This window comes from Paenibacillus sp. 01T422, assembly GCF_056398785.1.
The window spans coordinates 1-16,527 of record NZ_JBFTQB010000080.1; the positions used below are offsets into that span (position 1 = coordinate 1).

The following is a 16,527-nucleotide window of genomic DNA, read 5'->3' on the forward strand; positions in this document are numbered from 1 at the left end:
TCTTCGTCACGTCCGTGCCTGATGCGATCATTGAATCCGGGAAAATCGACGGCGCCGGCGAATTTGGTATTTTCGTCAGATTGGTGCTGCCGCTTTCACTTCCGGGACTGGCTACGATCGGCTTGTTCAGTACGTTAGGGTACTGGAACGATTGGTTTAATGCACTGCTCTATATCGATTCACCTAATCTCGTGCCATTGCAATCAATGCTGATGCGGATCGAGAACAGTATGCAATTCTTGCTGCAAAATACAAGCAATCCCTCCATTGGTGTGGGCTTGCTACAATCGCTGCCGCAGGATACGTCGCGAATGGCGATGGTTGTGCTTGCAACCGGACCGATTATCTTCGCTTATCCGTTTTTCCAACGGTACTTTATTCAAGGTTTGACCATTGGTGCAGTGAAAGAGTAACAGAGGCGAATTCATACAACATTTGTTAATCATAACTATTTTGGAGGAGTTACCATGGAACAATTCAGACTGCCGAAAATTCCAATGCCAAAGCTGGAATTGCCACAGGCGATTCAAGAGGTATTAGCGGAAGCCGAAGAGAAGCTGGCGCATCGTCCGAAGCTTCTACAATTATTTAAAAACTGTTTCCCCAACACGTTGGAGACGACAACGAAGTTGATGGAGGACGGAACGACATTCGTTATTACGGGAGATATCCCAGCCTCCTGGCTGCGTGATTCCGTTGAACAGGTGATGCACTATGTGCCGTTTGCCAAAAACGATCCAGATCTTCAGCGCATTCTGAGCGGATTGATTAAAAAGCATATGCAATATATTCACATTGACCCTTATGCGAATGCTTTTAACGAATCGGCGAACGATTGGCATTGGAACAAAGCAGATAAGACGGATATGTCGCCATGGGTGTGGGAACGGAAATTTGAACTGGATTCTTTGTGCTTCTCGATGCGTCTGGCTTACGCTTATTGGAAGGAAACGGAGCTAACGGATATCTTCGATGCCGGCTTTAAAGCTGCGATGATCAAAATTTATGAGCTTTTCAAGACGGAACAGCATCACTTCGAGCAATCTCCTTACCGGTTTACCCGGAATAACGGAATTCCGACGGATTCGCTGCGCAATAACGGGCTAGGAATGCCGGTGAACTACACAGGTATGGTTTGGTCCGGTTTCCGTTCCAGTGACGATGCTTGCGATTTCCATTACAACATACCTGCGAATATGTTCGCGGTTGTAGCGCTGCGTCATATGCAAGAATTCGCGGAGTGGGTGTTCCGGGATATCGACTTCCTGAATGACCTGAAAGCACTGGAAGCGGATATTGATCACGGGATTAACCTTTATGGCATTTATCGCCATCCGGAGTTTGGCCCGATCTATGCTTATGAGACCGACGGCTTCGGCAATTACTGTTTGATGGACGACGCGGGAACACCAGGACTCATGTCGATTCCGTATCTGGGTTATGTAGCTGCTGACGATCCGATTTATCAGAACACAAGACGATTCGCGCTCAGTAAGGAAAATCCGTTCTATTTCGAAGGTAAAGTGGCAAAAGGGATCGGCAGTCCGCATACACCGGACAATTATATTTGGCATATGGCTTTGTCCATGCAAGGAATTACGGCCTCCACAGCAGAAGAGAAGATAGCGATGATCGCCATGCTCGAAGCGACAGACGCAGACACCGGATTCATGCATGAAGGCTTTCATGTTGATGATCCAACCATTTTTACGCGCAAATGGTTCGCTTGGTCGAACAGTCTGTTCTCTCAACTCGTGTATAAAGCGATGAAGGATGGCTTGCTATGAGCCTGAGTCGTCCTGTCGTCATTTTCTACGATTCGGAGTTTCCGATCAGCGCTTCACTTGAAGTTCCAACCGCAGAGCTTGCTGCGCAAGGTGCAATCCTTGCAAATGCTGATTCACTTGCCGAAGTGCTTCGGCAAGCGAAGGGAGGGTGCTTCGTCAATCTGCACGCTCCGTATTTCCCGAAATCCGCTTGGCAGGAAATTCTAGCGTTCTTGAAACGCGGCGGTGGACTGCTAAGCGTTGGCGGCGCAGCCTTCAAGCGGCCTGTTCGCAGGGAAGCCGACGGCTGGCAGATGGAAGCAGAACAAACTGCTTACCATCAGCAGTTATTCATTCATGAGATGCTCCGGGTCGAGTCGAGCCCTATTCTCAGCTATGCGGCTTTAGACACTATACCGCTGCTGAAGGGACAAGAATCCATGTTCGTGATAGCCGACACATGGAACATGGTGCCGCATACGACGCGCAACAGTGATTTGCCTCAGCAAATGGGTGCTGCAGGAACGATGAGCACGCAGATTTATCCCCTCATGAAGGGCATCAGCAAGGAAGGTCGCGAGGTCGCTGCCCCTGTAGTTCTATGGGAGAACTCCCGCGGCGATTATGTGGGTTCGCGTTGGCTATTTGTCAATGTCCCACTGAGTGCAGGGTTCTGGAAGGATGGCGGAGCTCAGGCGTTGCTCGCATGGGCGGCATTTTGCGCAAAAGGGGTTACGGAGCTATGGATCAAGCCGAATTATGCCAGCTACGAGCCTGGCGAGCATGCAGTGCTGACGCTTCAAACGCAGCTTATGGGAAGGAACGGAACAGGTTCCGGAACGGAATTCAAAGCCGCTTCTCAATCATGGAAGTTTGATCTAACTGTAGAGCGCGAAGATGGGGCTGGGGCCAGCTGGACGCATCAAGTGACAGCTTCAGTGAACAAGGAATTCAATATTGTACGCATTCCAGTGCCATTAACGATTGAGCGCGGTTTGTATCGTGTAACGTGTGTGGCCGAGGCTGAGGATGGAGAGAGACGTGTACTTCGCCAAGGCTTTTGGGGCTACGACCCCATTCTCCTAGCCGAAGGCAGTCCAATCACGTGTGATCGCGATTATTTCATCAAAGATGGACGTCCGCTGCCCGTAGTCGGCATGACGTATATGACATCCGATGTCGCTCGCAAATTTCTGTTCCTGCCGAATGCGGACGTATGGGACCGGGATATGGCCCAGATGGCGAAAGCAGGGATCAACTGGATTCGAACGGGCATTTGGACGGCGTACCGTAATATCATGCAGGTGGATGGCCATGCTTCCGAAGAAGTGCTGAGAGCAATCGATGCCTTCTTCTTGACGGCTAAAAGGCATAATCTGCAAGTGACGTTTACGTTCTTCTCCTTTACACCGGAGACCTGGGAAGGCGTCAATCCGTATTTGGATCCCCAAAGTGTAGAAGCGCAGAAGCGGTTTATCCGCTCCATTGTGTCGCGTCACCGTGAGTCTACGCACGTAGACTGGGATCTGATCAATGAGCCATCCATGTTTGATCCGGCACAGATTTTTGCGAATGGGCCTCGTTCCAGCCGGGACTCTTTCGAGCAGGCTGCTTTCACAGCTTGGCTCAAGCAGCGTCACGAAAGCATTACGCTCCTTCAAGAGCGGTGGAATATGTCGCCGGAGCAGCTGCCGACATTCGAAGCGGCTGTTATTCCTGAGGCGGACGAAATCAACTTTGACGTGCAGGATATGCACCGGGCCAAAAAGGGAACCCGCTGGCTCGATTACTGCTTGTTCTCGATGGACATGCATAATCGTTGGGCGAAGGAGCTTTACGATACGATCAAGGAAATCTGTCCGAATCACCTTGTGGTGGTCGGTCAAGACGAGGCGCTTGGCGCGCAGCGGCCTTCCCCATTCTTTTACCAGGAGGCTGTCGACTATACGACTGTTCATTCGTGGTGGTTGAACGACAACCTCGTTTGGGACGGTATTTTTGCCAAAACACATAACAAACCTAATGTCATTCAAGAAACAGGAATCATGTACGTAGAGACGCCAGATGGACGCGCCAAACGTTCGGAGAACGAGCTGCGGGATTTATTCAAGGATCGGACGCTGGAAGACATTGCCGCGATTTTCCCTTATTCGAACGATTTCTCGAACCGGAAATTGGCTTTCGATGCCACCACGCGAATGATTCGCGTGCTAGCACATCAGATGAATATGCCGCTGCGAGCGGCTTCGGAGTATCATCTGGATGTGCTTATGGACCAACCGCCGAAGCTGATTCTGCTTCCTAGCGCGCATAATATCGATGAGCAGGCTTGGCATAAGCTGCTAGATATCGTCAAGACTACAGGGGCGACGCTGCTTGCAACGGGTCCAATTAGCCTTGACGCCTATTGGAAGCAAACGCCGCGATTAACCGATGCACTTGGAGAAGCGGAGCTTCAGAATGTGCGCCGGGAAGAAATGCTGCTGCTGCAAGGCGCCAAGCTGCCAGTATCCTTTGGCCAGCGCCGCATTGCTGAGGTGGTTAAAGAAGTGCGCACCGCGAGCGCGGGTTCATCCGCTCGCGATGGCAGCCGGGGAGATGCGGTCGTCGAGATTCCGCTTGGACGCGGCAAGCTGATTTGGAGTCCGCTCCCAGTTGAGCTGAACGAGCGGACGGATACAGTGCTTGAGCTGTACCGCTATGCGATTCAGGCGGCAGGCTGCGAAAGCGGTTTGCAATGGAAGCAAGGCGGCGATATCGCTGGCGTATACGGAAGGAAGCTGCGTTATAAGGAAGGTTTCCTATACGTATTCGTATCCGAATTTGCTTGGGATGAGAACATTGAGGTGGAAGATACGGATAGCGGAGCCACCTATACTTTTACCTTGGAGAAGGAGCGTTCCGTGCTTTTTGCAGCAAATTCTGCGGGTGAAATTATTTCCGTATACCGACCGGATGAAGTTCAAATTGAGAGGAGCTAAGACCATGAGTGCCAAACGAACAGCTCATATCATATGCAGATTGGACATCAAGATGCTAGGAAATACGGCTCCGTAGCCAAAATCGGCTATTTCCCGGATACCTTCGGGCTTGTAGGCCAAACGCCGCAATTGATGCAGCAGTCTGGTATTACGAACGCGTTTTTCGGCCGTGGCGTAAAGCCTACCGGTTTTAACAATACTGTCTCTGATGGCGATTATGAATCATCCTTCTCTGAATTGATGTGGGAAGGACCGGATGGTTCTAAGGTTCTTGGCATTCTTTTCGCGAATTGGTACTCGAACGGCAATGAAGTTCCTGTGGATCTCGAAGAAGCTAAGGTTTATTGGGAGCGGAAGCTGTCGGATGCTGAGAAATACGCTTCGACCAGCGAACTGCTCTTCATGAATGGCTGCGATCATCAACCGATTCAGCTTGATTTGCCTGAGGCAATTCAGGCGGCACGTGAGCTGTATCCAGACACGGTATTTATTCATTCGAATTTTAACGACTATTTGGATTCCGTTCAGCGTTCATTGAATCATGAGCTTTCTACGGTAAAAGGCGAGCTTCGCAGCCAACGCACGGACGGTTGGTCGACGCTGGTGAACACCGCTTCGGCGCGTGTTTATTTGAAGCAGATGAATCAGTTAGGGCAAGCGATGCTGGAGAAAGTCGCTGAACCACTGGCAGCTTTGTCACATGCCGTTAGAGTCGGGGAGAAATACCCGCATCATCTGTTCACTTATGCTTGGAAAACGCTCATGCAGAACCATCCGCATGACAGTATTTGCGGGTGCAGCGTCGATGAAGTGCACCGCGAAATGGTTACTCGCTTCGAGAAAAGCCGGCACGTGGCGGAAACGATTGTGGAAGATAGCACGCGCGCACTTGCAGAAGCGGTTGATACGACATGCTTTGCGGAAACAGGCGCGGATGCATTGCCAGTCGTAGTTTTTAATACGACAGGTTGGGAACGTACTGGCGTTGTCACTATCCAGCTTGATGCGCTTCGTCTGTATTTCCGTGACGGTTATAAACTCGAAGAAGCAAGCCGACTTGCTAAGGAAGCGGATCTAACTGGGCGTATACTCGTGGACGAGCAGGGAACTGAGCTTGCATGCACCGTGGAAGATCTCGGATTGCAGTTCGGCTACGATTTGCCGGATGACAAGTTCCGTCAGCCGTATATGAGCCGCAAGGTGAAGCTGACTTTTGAGGCGGAGAACGTTCCTGCCTTAGGTCTGAAAACGTATGCTTGGGTGAAAAAGGAGTCGACAGTTGCGGGGGCCTCCCTACTTACGGGAGAGCGTGTATTGGAAAATACCGCGCTGAAAATCGCAATTGCGGATGACGGATCTTTTACACTTGTAGATAAAAAGAGTGGCCGTACGTATAGTGATTTGGGTGTATATGAGAATACCGGGGATATCGGTAACGAATATATGTACAAACAGCCGGACGGCGAAACGCCGCTTACGACTAAGGGGACTGCCGCGCAAATTCGTGTGCTGCAAGATACGGCTTATCAAGCTGCTATCGAAATCGTTCACGAATGGGTCATCCCTGCATCAGCCGATGAGAAGCTGGATGAAGAGCAGCGCGATTTGGTCTACTTTCCGCATCGTAAAGCACAGCGTTCCACGCGTATGGTGCCTATGACCATCCGTACGGTTGTGTCTTTGAGCCGTGGCGGGCAAGGGGTAGAGATTGAAGCGACATTCAACAATCAGGCGAAAGACCACCGTCTGCGGATGCTTTTCCCAACGGATTTGAACACGAATGTTCATCAGGTGGATTCCATGTTTGAAATCCCGCAGCGGGGCAATAAACCGGCAGCGGAATGGGAAAATCCGAGCAATACTCAGCATCAGCAGGCTTTTGTTGATGTCAGTGAAGCGGGAGATGGCCTTGTTGTTGCGAATCTCGGTCTGAACGAATACGAAGTTCTGCAGGATGGTCGCAATACGATTGCTGTAACCTTGCTTCGCGCGGTTGGCGAGCTTGGCGATTGGGGCTTGTTCCCTACGCCGGAAGCGCAGTGTTTAGGGGAGCATACCGTTCGCATGGAGATCATTCCATACAGTGGTGATCAAAACATGCAGTCTGCTGCCTATTCGGAAGCATACCAGTTCCAAATCCCGTGGACGTTAAGTCAGACGGGTGTTCACGCGGGAAGCATTGCGCCAACGTATTCTCCATTTGCGTGGGAAGGCGGAGATATGGCTTTCTCCTCGCTGAAGATGAATGAAGGCACGGGCGATCTGCTGCTGCGTTGGTACAACATGCGATCTCAAGCGGCTGAATTGAAGCTCAATGCTAATACGCCGTATTACTATTTCTACAAGAGCACGATTTTGGAAGAGCACGGTGAGCGTGTAGATACGGATGCTTCAGGGCGTTTGACGCTGCCGGTTGGGCCTTGCGAAATTGTGACGATTGGGATTTCTAGCTGAGTAAGATAAATGGTGGAGAGCTGATTGGAAAAGAGCTAAGCGCGGTTTTATGCGCTTAGCTCTTTTTTATGCGATAACGTTGCTGCGCGAGAGGGGAGTGAGGGCGCTTTCATAGATAGAAGCGACTGCTCACACTATCAGCGCTCAGCAGAGTAACAGCAAAATCTACCGTTAATCCGCGCCTCGGCGGTCTGGTGAATGAAATAACGCCAGAAGCTGCATCTAAATCAGCTTCAGCGTGCGAAATCTGGTAGAACTGAGCAGATTAGCGGTAGAAATTCCAGCTAATGGCCAAAAAACTGCTCAGCAGCGGAAAGTAGCAGCAGTAATTGGCGTTATCTGCAAGTAGTCGATGTCGGATCGGAGCCGGCGCACCATTTCATCAGCCGTTGCGGACAACTGGCTCAGCAGCAGAAAGTAGCAGCAGTAATTGGCGTTATCTGCAAGTAGTCGATGTCGGATCGGAACCGGCCCATCATTTCATCAGCCGTTGCTGACAAGTGGTCACTCAGCCGTTCATCAGCTGCCTATCAACTGTCCATCAGCCATCTACCTGCTGCCCACTCAGCTGCCAGATCGATGGAACTGCTCACACCGGCAGCGCTCAGCCGAGTAACAGCAATATCTACCGTTAATCCGCGCCTCGGCGGTCTGGTGAATGAAATAACGCCAGAAACTCCATCTAAATCCGCTTCAGGGTGCGAAATATCCAAAAACTGACCGGATTAGCGGTAGAAATTCCAGCTAATGGCCCAAAAGTGGCTCAGCAGCGGAAAGTAGCAGCAGTAATCGGCGTTATTTACTAGTAGTCGGAGTAGGGGGGAGGGGTAGTTGTAGGAGTAGGGGTAGGAGTAGGAGTAGGAGTAGGAGTAGGAGTAGGAGTCGGAGTAGTGGGGAGGAGTAGGAGTAGGAGTAGGGGTAGGAGTAGGAGTAGGAGTAGTTATAGTAGTTGTAGTCAGAGCCGGAGTAGGCCCGCCGTTGCTCCACCAATTTCCGCCAGTTGTCCTCCAGTTATGCACCAGTTCTCCTTCAGCTGTCCAGCAGCAGCCCATTCGATCTCCACCAATTTCCGCCAGTTGTCCTCCAGTTATTCACAAGCTCTCCTTCAGCGTCCAGCAGCAGCCCATTCAAGCTCCACCAATTTCCGTCAGCTGTCCATCACCCATCCACCAGTCCTCCAGCCACCCACTCATTCCCCAGCAGCAATCATGCGTGCTCTTGACAGAGAAGCTTCTTTTTCTCATCGGAAGCATCATAAGCAGAAAGAATAGACGTTAGCAGCCCAGGGAAACGTATTTCTAAATCCTCTGTTCGTAGTGAAACAAGCCGCTGGGTGCCTTGTACGCGAATATTCACGACACCAGCTTCTCTTAAAGTTCGAGCGTGGTGAGACATCGTTGATTTGACAACAGGTACTTGGAAGTCACCGCAAGCTTGTTCGTTCAAAGTGCTGAGTTCAGAGACGACATATAAACGTATAGGATCACTTAAGGCATATAAGACGGTGGACAAATGAATGTCTGCGATATCTGGATGATGTAAATGTTTCATTCTCGAGCCCCCTTATTTTTTCGGGTTAACGATTGTATTATAGCATAACTCATGTTATTATTCTATTGTTCGATAATTATCGAATTATTAAATTGGATGAGGAGGCGAATTAACGCCATGCAAAAGATACAGGAGAGAAACAATGTACAAGAAAGTAGTGGCATCAAAAAAGAAGGAGTCGTACTCTTTCTACTCGGTTTAACGATTGTACTCGTCATCATGAACACGATGATGTTTAACTTAGCATTACCAGATGTGGCCAAAGCGTTCCAACTCACAGCTGCATCCACTTCATGGATCGTAACAGGTTATTCTATCGTATTCGCGATCTCATCTATTACTTATAGTCGGCTTGCCGATTTCGTTCCTATACGTAGACTTTTTGTTATCGGAATCCTGTCGCTAAGCATCGGGTCCATCATGGGATTATTCAGTAACAGCTTTGCTGTACTGCTCATTGTCCGCATTCTTCAAGCTTCCGGAGCTGGTTCAATTCCAGCATTGTCGTTAGTGCTATTATCCCGTTACATTCCTTTGGAACGCCGGGGGAAGGCGATGGCCTTGATCATGTCTTCGGTGGCATTTGGCCTTGGTTTCGGACCTGTTGTAGGCGGGTTTATCGTTGAGTTTTTAGGCTGGCATTTACTATTTGTCGTGACGGCCGTAACTTTGGTGCTGGTGCCTTTTTATATGAAGTTGATTCCAAAAGAAGAGCCACGTAAAGGTTCCTTCGATGCACTAGGCGCATTATTTATTGGTATTGGGACTACTGGACTTCTTTTATTTTTAACGAACCATTCAATCATAGCGCTCCTAGCTGGGCTTGTCTCGATAGTTCTCTTTATTGTGCGCATTCGATCTGCAAAAGATCCCTTCGTACTTCCGTCGTTATTTGCAAATCGTTCGTTTCTAATTTTAGGCGCTGTGGGTGTGGCCGCGTATTTGTGCAGCTTTGCAACCTTGTTCCTTATGCCACAAATTCTTGTTAAACAGTATCACTTAACTGCGATTCAAGCGGGTTTGGTGATTTTCCCTGGTTCAGCTCTAGCCATGATCATTTCCCGTAAAGTCGGTCGTATCATTGACTCACGCGGCAACAGCTCAATCATTCGTTATACGCCGCTGCTTCTTCTGGCATCTGTGATTCTTTTCGCCTTGTTCGAGGGAATATCGTTYTATTCTATTATGATCATCTACATGTTGATGAGCGTAAGTTATACGATCTTAACGAGCAGTATATCCAATGAGATGTCGAGATTGCTGCTTCCTTCCCAGATCGCATCTGGACTTGGGTTGTTTCAGCTTCTGCAATTTTTCAGCGGTGCATTCGGAGTTGCTGCAACGGCCAGTGCCCTTGTTTGGCAGAAGGATCTCCCATTAGCGAATGCTTACAGCAACATTTACTGGGGACTTACGCTGATTGTGCTTCTAGCCATCGTGTGTGCGATTGCTTACCTTCGGTCTACTTGGAGAAAAGCACAGCCTGCTGTCTAACATTCTTGGAACAAATAAGGTTGGTCCATTGGTCTATCAAGACTAAGGACTGACCTTTTTTCAATGTAAAATGTATTTTCTAATCCCACTATTTGTTATAATGGCGGAGTCGTATAGATCAGTCATACTTGGAGGTCTTCAAAYGCTGCATGAAAAGTTTAAAAAGATTCTAATTGGTACAATTGTTTTGATCATTTTTATCGTTACAGGATGTTCGCAAGAAACGGTGGTTCGTACCGCCACTTCGCCATCGCCTAGTGCTGTACCAACGGCTGCGTCAGTATCAACGGATACACCGGTACCAACCAACAGTAAGATGATACCAGCAAAGATCGTACGTGTAGTTGATGGGGATACGATGAAAGTGTCATTTAATGAGTCGGGAAAAGTAAAAGAAGAGACAATCCGATTATTACTCGTGGATACGCCTGAGAGTGTAGCCCCGGGGAAACCTGTTCAACCGTTTGCTCTGGAAGCTTCCAAATTCGCGAAGGATACGTTAACGGATAAAGATGTGCGTTTGGAACTAGACGTTTCCGAGCGGGATAAGTACGGTAGGTTGCTTTGTTATTTATACATAGGGGATCAAATGTTCAATGAAATGCTGCTCGAAAATGGTTATGCCAGAGTGGCCTATATCTACCCGCCAAATGTCAAATATGTCGATAAGTTTCGTGACATCCAAAAAGCAGCACAGCTCAAAGGTGTTAACATTTGGAGTGTTGAGAACTATGCCCAAGAGGATGGGTATCACGAAAATGTCGTGAAAGCCACACAAAGTCCATCGGCAGCCACAACGACTGCCCCGGCTGTTGCACCGACAGCCACGCCATCACCAACGGTGAAGCCAACAGCTACAACAGAATCGAACGTTTATTATAACAATTGCACGGAAGCTAAGGCTGCCGGTGCTTATAATATTAAAAGAGGTCAACCAGGATATAGTTCTAAGCTGGATAAAGATAACGATGGCGTTGCTTGTGAGAAGTGAAGCGGGCAATGTTTCAGAAAGGAGCGGCATGATGCTGCTCTTTTTTTGTTTTAACAGATAAAATAAATGTTGTAAACGAACATTTAACGTTATAAAATAACATTAAAAGGAGTGAGTCATGAGGATGTCTTTCTTAAAACCAAGATTGAACCGTATGTTCAGTGAGCAGGGAAAATGTTTTGATGTTGCGATTGATCACGGATTTTTCAATGAAATTACGTTTTTATCGGGCATCGAGAATGTGAAGAAGGCGATTGAAACCATCGTAGAAGCAGGACCGAATTGTATTCAGCTCAGCATCGGTCAAGCCCGGCATCTCCAATTGATTCCAGGAAGCCACAAGCCGGGGCTTGTTCTACGTGCAGATGCAGCCAATGTCTATGGGAAAGAGCTGCCTCATTTCTTATTCAGCGAACTTATACATCAAGCCATTGAACAAGCCGTCCGGATGGATGCCGTATCCGTCTGTGTCAATCTACTGCTTTTACCTAATCAGCCAGAACTTCATCACCAATGTGTGAAAAACATTTCTCTCCTCAAAACAGCGTGTGAACAGTACGCGATGCCTTTGATGGTGGAACCACTCGTTATGATGGCGAACTCGGAAAAGGGCGGCTACATGGTAGACGGAGATATTAACAAAATTATTCCTCTCGTTAGGCAAGCGGTTGAGCTGGGGGCGGATGTTATCAAAGCTGATCCATGCGACCATGTGGAGGAATATGCCCGTGTGATTGAGATTGCTTCCGGGATTCCTGTACTCGTACGCGGGGGAGGCCGGGCAAGCGATGAAGAGATTATGGCGCGAACGGTTGAGCTGATGAAACAAGGCGCTTCAGGCATCGTATATGGCCGCAACGTCGTCCAACATCCGAATCCTGCAGGCATGACCCAAGCTTTGATGTCCATTGTTCACCATGGAGCGACCGCCGAGCAAGCACTAGCCCAGTTAAACCGCTAGATAATTGTTATCAAAGGAGAATGTCTGCATGGCAAAAACAATCATTCGTTTCGGTGTGATCGGCTGCGGACTTATGGGCAAAGAATTCGCAAGCGCCGCGGCTCGCTGGTGTCATTTGACTGAAGTTGATTTTGCCCCAAGCATCGTAGCGGTATGTGATGCCAACCCTGCAGCAACGGCATGGTTTCAAGAGCATGTGCCAAGTGTGGAAACGGCTTGCACGGATTACAAAGAGCTTCTCGCTAATCCGAAAGTGGATGCCATTTATTGCGCGGTTCCGCATAACCTGCATGCTCAAATTTATATCGATATTATCAAGTCCGGTAAACATTTATTAGGCGAAAAGCCATTCGGCATCGATCAAGAAGCTAATGAACGCATTCAGCAAGCCATTGTGGATAACCCGGATGTCATCGTGCGATGCTCTTCGGAATTTCCATTTTTCCCGGGAGCTCAGCAGCTTGTAGCTTGGGTGGAGAATCATAAATTCGGTAAAATCATCGAGGTGGAGGCTGGATTTTGGCACTCCAGCGACCTGGACCCAGCGAAGCCTATTAACTGGAAGCGAAAAATCGCTACGAACGGGGAGTATGGATGCATGGGCGATCTAGGCATGCATGTGCTGCATCTTCCGATGCGTTTTGGTTGGAAGCCCCAAACGGTGAGGGCTCTTTTATCTAACATTGTGCCGGATCGTCCCGATGGCCAGGGGAATATGGTGCCATGCGAGACTTGGGACAATGCCATACTTACCTGTGATGTTCGAATAGAAAGCCAGCAGTTTCCCATGATGCTGTCGATGAAACGAATAGCGCCAGGCCACGCCAATACCTGGTTCATTCGCATTACAGGGACCGAGTTCTCGGCCGAGTTTACGACGAAAAATCCGAAGCAGGTCGCCTATTTGCCCTATACACCGGGCGGAGTTCAGGCTTGGCATATCGCAGATGCGCCTTATAAGTCAGCGTATAGTACGATAACGGGAGGCATCTTCGAATTCGGCTTCTCCGATTCTATCCTGCAGATGTGGGCTGCCTTCTGCGATGAGCTGGTTAATCATCAGTCCCCTCGTCAGCCATTCCACTGCGTTACACCTGAGGAAGCGGGTAGCAGTCATGCCATTTTTACCGCTGCCTTGGAATCGAATCGAACAGGTCAAACGATGGTCATCGACTGGAGGAACTAATTTTGAGCGGGAGCCAGGCGGAAGTGATTGTAGCCGGACATATTTGTTTGGATATTATACCCACGATTCACGGCAAACCTGCAAGAATAGATACGTTGTTCGTTCCAGGAAAACTTGTGGATGTCGGCAAAGCGGTTGTTTCGACAGGAGGCGCTGTATCTAATACGGGCATTGCCCTGCATCAGCTTGGCTGCAAAGTAAGTTTGATGGGGAAAGTGGGCAAAGACTTATTTGGTGAGACGATTCTTTCGATTCTGAGTAAGTATAGTCCGGCGCTAACAGAGGGAATGATCATAACTCCGGATGCAAGCAGCTCCTACTCGATTGTAATAAGTCCCCCACAGACAGATCGTATCTTTCTGCATGCGACTGGGGCTAACGATACCTACTCAGCCGACGATCTTAGGATCGAGCAGCTGCAAGGCGCGCGTTTATTTCATTTTGGTTACCCGCCGCTCATGCGCAGCATGTATAAGAACAATGGGGAAGAGCTGATCTTGTTATTAAAAAAGGTCAAGGAACAAGGACTAACCGTGTCTCTTGATTTGGCGAAACCAGACCCGGAGACGGAGGCCGGCTGTGCGGATTGGCGCACTATTTTAACCGGAGCACTGCCTTATGTGGATGTTTGTTTGCCTAGTTTTGAGGAGATTGTTTACATGCTGCATCGGGATCGGTACGAAATTTGGATGAAAGAATCAGGCCCGGGGGATTTGCTGACGTATGCGACAGGGGATTTTCTTGCAGAGCTTGCTGAAGAGCTGCTGGAAATGGGAGCCGCCATTGTTGGCTTGAAGTTGGGAGAACATGGCCTATACGTGCGTACGACCAAGGAATACACTCGCTTATCTACGATCGGACAATGCTTAACTTCAAAGCAGCTGCAAGCAAATTGGCTGGACAGCGAAATGATCGTTTCGTGTTTTCAAGTTGACGTTGTAGGCACTACAGGAGCCGGCGATTGTACAATTGCAGGTTTTCTATACGGTTTATTGCAAGGGTTAGAGCTTGAAAAGACGCTTCAGACTGCTGTTGGTGTCGGTGCGTTTAATGTGGAGCGGGCGGACGCTGTCAGTGGCATTCCCCATGGCAGTCAGGTTTGGGAAAGAATGAATAACGGGTGGAAAGCACGTGAAATGAAGCTGAATCTGCCCAATTGGAAAATGAATGGTGGGCAGATTTGGATTGGACCGCATCATAAGATAGCCGAAGGGAGCCGGTAATCGATGAAAAGAAGTGAACGAAGCCAAGCGCAGGCGCTGGCTGCGCAAACTCTGAAAGCATGCGGCATTGTGCTGACAGAGGAGGAAATCCGACATATAGAAGTGGCTGATTTCGGACTCGACCAATTGGAAGTACAAGGGCTCGAACTAGTGACTTATAGCAATAACGATCGTTATTGCGCCAAAGAACTCGTTCTTTTTCCAAGACAAACCTGTCCAGAGCATTTACATCCACCAGTAGGTGAGGATCCTGGCAAAATGGAGACGTTCCGCTGCCGTGCCGGAAAGGTTTTTCTGTATGTGGAGGGCGAATCGGCGGCAGAGAGTCTGAAAGCGGTAATCCCGGTAGGAAGTGAAGCATATTATTCGGTTTTTCACGAAATAGAATTGCATCCGGGTGAGCAGTACACGATAAACCCTGGGATCAAGCACTGGTTTCAAGCTGGAGACGATGGAGCGGTCGTTTCGGAATTCTCCAGCACTAGCCGGGACGAGTATGATCTCTTTACAGATCCCCGTATTGCACGGATGCCGCTCCTGGAAGAAGATGCGTAGAGTATGAAGACGGAGGCTTTAACATGCACACCCAAATTAATCACCGGCAGCAGCTTATTTTGGATCATATGGCTGTTCAAGGTGAAGTGAAAATTGCCGAATTGAAAGAGATGTTCGACGTTACCGAGATGACCTTGCGCAGAGATATGGAGAAGCTGGAGCAGTGGGGTTACATCAAGCGAACATTCGGTGGCGCGATATTCGTCGGCAATGATATTGCTTTGCATGAGCGGACAGGCGTTCATATGGAAGAGAAGAAGCGGATCGGTCAACAGGCCGCTCAGCTGATTCAGCCAGGCGACGCCATCTTCATCGATGGAGGCTCGACAACGCTGCAGGTCGCTAGATATATACAGCCGAACCTGAATATTACGGTTGTTACCAATGCACTGAATATAGCTTCAGAGCTGCAAGGAAAGCAGATTTCGACGATCGTTATCGGCGGCATACTGATGGACCAGACCTCGACATTAGTAGGACCCGTTGCCGTAGAAGCATTGACCAAAATGGCATTCAACAAGGCTTTTATTGGAACGACCGGTGTGACAGCAAAACATGGATATAGCAATTCCAATATGTACGAGGCAGAGATTAAGCGTCTTGTCATAAGTCAGGCCGCCGAAACCACGATGGTGACGGATCATTCGAAGTTCGGTAAACAGGATTTGTTTTCATTCGCGAGTCTGGGTGCCATTAACCGGATTGTCACGGATCAAACGCTTGATCAAGCATTAAGCGAGGCGCTTAAGGAAGCATCCGTAGAACTTACAATTACTTAAAGTTACTTCGTAACAGCAGTCCTTGAAAACTACTAGGTGAATGTGTGACAATGATAGTGTTACATAAATGAATGAACAGGTTGGAAGCCTTGAGGAGGATGTTAAGCATAATGAGAACGATGAAACTTGGTACGAGCAACTTAGAAGTTCCGGTTATCGCGGTAGGCTGTATGAGGATTAATTCATTGGAAAAAAATGAGGCTGAGCGCTTCGTCCAGTCAGCGCTGGATGCAGGTGCCAATTTCTTTGACCATGCAGATATTTACGGTGGGGGCAATTGTGAAGAAATCTTCTCCGATGCCATTCATATGAACGATGATATTCGTGAGAAAATCATTCTGCAATCCAAATGCGGGATTCGCAAAGGGATGTTCGATTTCTCGAAAGAACATATTTTGGAATCCGTAGACAACATTCTGAAGCGCTTGAAAACGGATTATTTGGACATTCTGCTTTTGCACCGTCCAGATGCTTTAGTAGAACCGGAAGAGGTTGCAGAAGCGTTTGATCTTCTTGAAAGCTCAGGAAAAGTTAGACATTTTGGTGTTTCCAACCAAACTCCGATGCAGATTCAATTGCTTAAGAA

General features: G+C 48.7%; 14 protein-coding genes. 13 read left to right on the forward strand and 1 reads right to left on the reverse strand.

Going from position 1 to position 16,527, the window contains the following annotated elements:
• The 5 genes from AC1DUA_RS06625 to AC1DUA_RS06645 form a co-directional block, all read left to right on the forward strand.
• On the forward strand, positions 1-413 hold a 413-nt coding region (locus AC1DUA_RS06625; RefSeq protein WP_477498970.1), incomplete at its 5' end, for a carbohydrate ABC transporter permease.
• Positions 414-467: 54 nt separating this feature from the next.
• Entirely contained in the window at positions 468-1,787 is a 1,320-nt protein-coding gene (locus tag AC1DUA_RS06630) for a glycoside hydrolase family 125 protein (protein ID WP_477498971.1), read from the forward strand.
• The gene (locus AC1DUA_RS06635; protein WP_477498972.1) at positions 1,784-4,747 is read left to right on the forward strand and encodes a beta-galactosidase; all 2,964 of its coding nucleotides are present in this window, start codon (positions 1,784-1,786) and stop codon (positions 4,745-4,747) included. The genes AC1DUA_RS06630 and AC1DUA_RS06635 overlap by 4 nt, the downstream gene beginning before the upstream one ends.
• 33 nt (positions 4,748-4,780) lie before the next feature.
• Entirely contained in the window at positions 4,781-7,201 is a 2,421-nt protein-coding gene (locus tag AC1DUA_RS06640) for an alpha-mannosidase (protein WP_477498973.1), read from the forward strand.
• 453 nt (positions 7,202-7,654) lie between these two features.
• A complete protein-coding gene (locus tag AC1DUA_RS06645; protein ID WP_477498974.1) occupies positions 7,655-7,921 on the forward strand; it encodes a hypothetical protein in 267 nt (88 codons plus the stop codon).
• Positions 7,922-8,407: 486 nt separating this feature from the next.
• Here the strand turns inward: AC1DUA_RS06645 and AC1DUA_RS06650 are convergent, their stop codons facing one another.
• Positions 8,408-8,752, reverse strand: coding sequence for an ArsR/SmtB family transcription factor (locus tag AC1DUA_RS06650; protein ID WP_477498975.1), 345 nt, complete (start codon positions 8,750-8,752; stop codon positions 8,408-8,410).
• Between the two features lie 117 nt (positions 8,753-8,869).
• Here AC1DUA_RS06650 and AC1DUA_RS06655 point away from each other — a divergent pair, with 117 nt between their 5' ends.
• The 8 genes from AC1DUA_RS06655 to AC1DUA_RS06690 form a co-directional block, all read left to right on the forward strand.
• Positions 8,870-10,246, forward strand: coding sequence for an MFS transporter (locus AC1DUA_RS06655; protein ID WP_477498976.1), 1,377 nt, complete (start codon positions 8,870-8,872; stop codon positions 10,244-10,246).
• A gap of 226 nt (positions 10,247-10,472) precedes the next feature.
• Entirely contained in the window at positions 10,473-11,237 is a 765-nt protein-coding gene (locus AC1DUA_RS06660) for a thermonuclease family protein (protein ID WP_477498977.1), read from the forward strand.
• Positions 11,238-11,361: 124 nt separating this feature from the next.
• Positions 11,362-12,198: a class I fructose-bisphosphate aldolase gene (locus AC1DUA_RS06665; protein WP_477498978.1), complete on the forward strand. Its 837-nt coding sequence runs from the start codon at positions 11,362-11,364 to the stop codon at positions 12,196-12,198.
• A 28-nt stretch (positions 12,199-12,226) separates the two neighbouring features.
• Positions 12,227-13,384 (forward strand): Gfo/Idh/MocA family protein, encoded by a 1,158-nt coding sequence (locus tag AC1DUA_RS06670; protein ID WP_477498979.1) that lies wholly within the window; start codon positions 12,227-12,229, stop codon positions 13,382-13,384.
• A gap of 2 nt (positions 13,385-13,386) precedes the next feature.
• Entirely contained in the window at positions 13,387-14,607 is a 1,221-nt protein-coding gene (locus AC1DUA_RS06675) for a carbohydrate kinase family protein (protein ID WP_477498980.1), read from the forward strand.
• A gap of 3 nt (positions 14,608-14,610) precedes the next feature.
• Complete coding sequence (locus AC1DUA_RS06680) at positions 14,611-15,162, forward strand: D-lyxose/D-mannose family sugar isomerase (protein WP_477498981.1); 552 nt, start codon at positions 14,611-14,613, stop codon at positions 15,160-15,162.
• A gap of 23 nt (positions 15,163-15,185) precedes the next feature.
• Positions 15,186-15,941: a DeoR/GlpR family DNA-binding transcription regulator gene (locus AC1DUA_RS06685; protein ID WP_477498982.1), complete on the forward strand. Its 756-nt coding sequence runs from the start codon at positions 15,186-15,188 to the stop codon at positions 15,939-15,941.
• A gap of 110 nt (positions 15,942-16,051) precedes the next feature.
• Positions 16,052-16,527 (forward strand): aldo/keto reductase (locus tag AC1DUA_RS06690; RefSeq protein ID WP_477498983.1); only part of this gene is annotated, 476 nt, incomplete at its 3' end.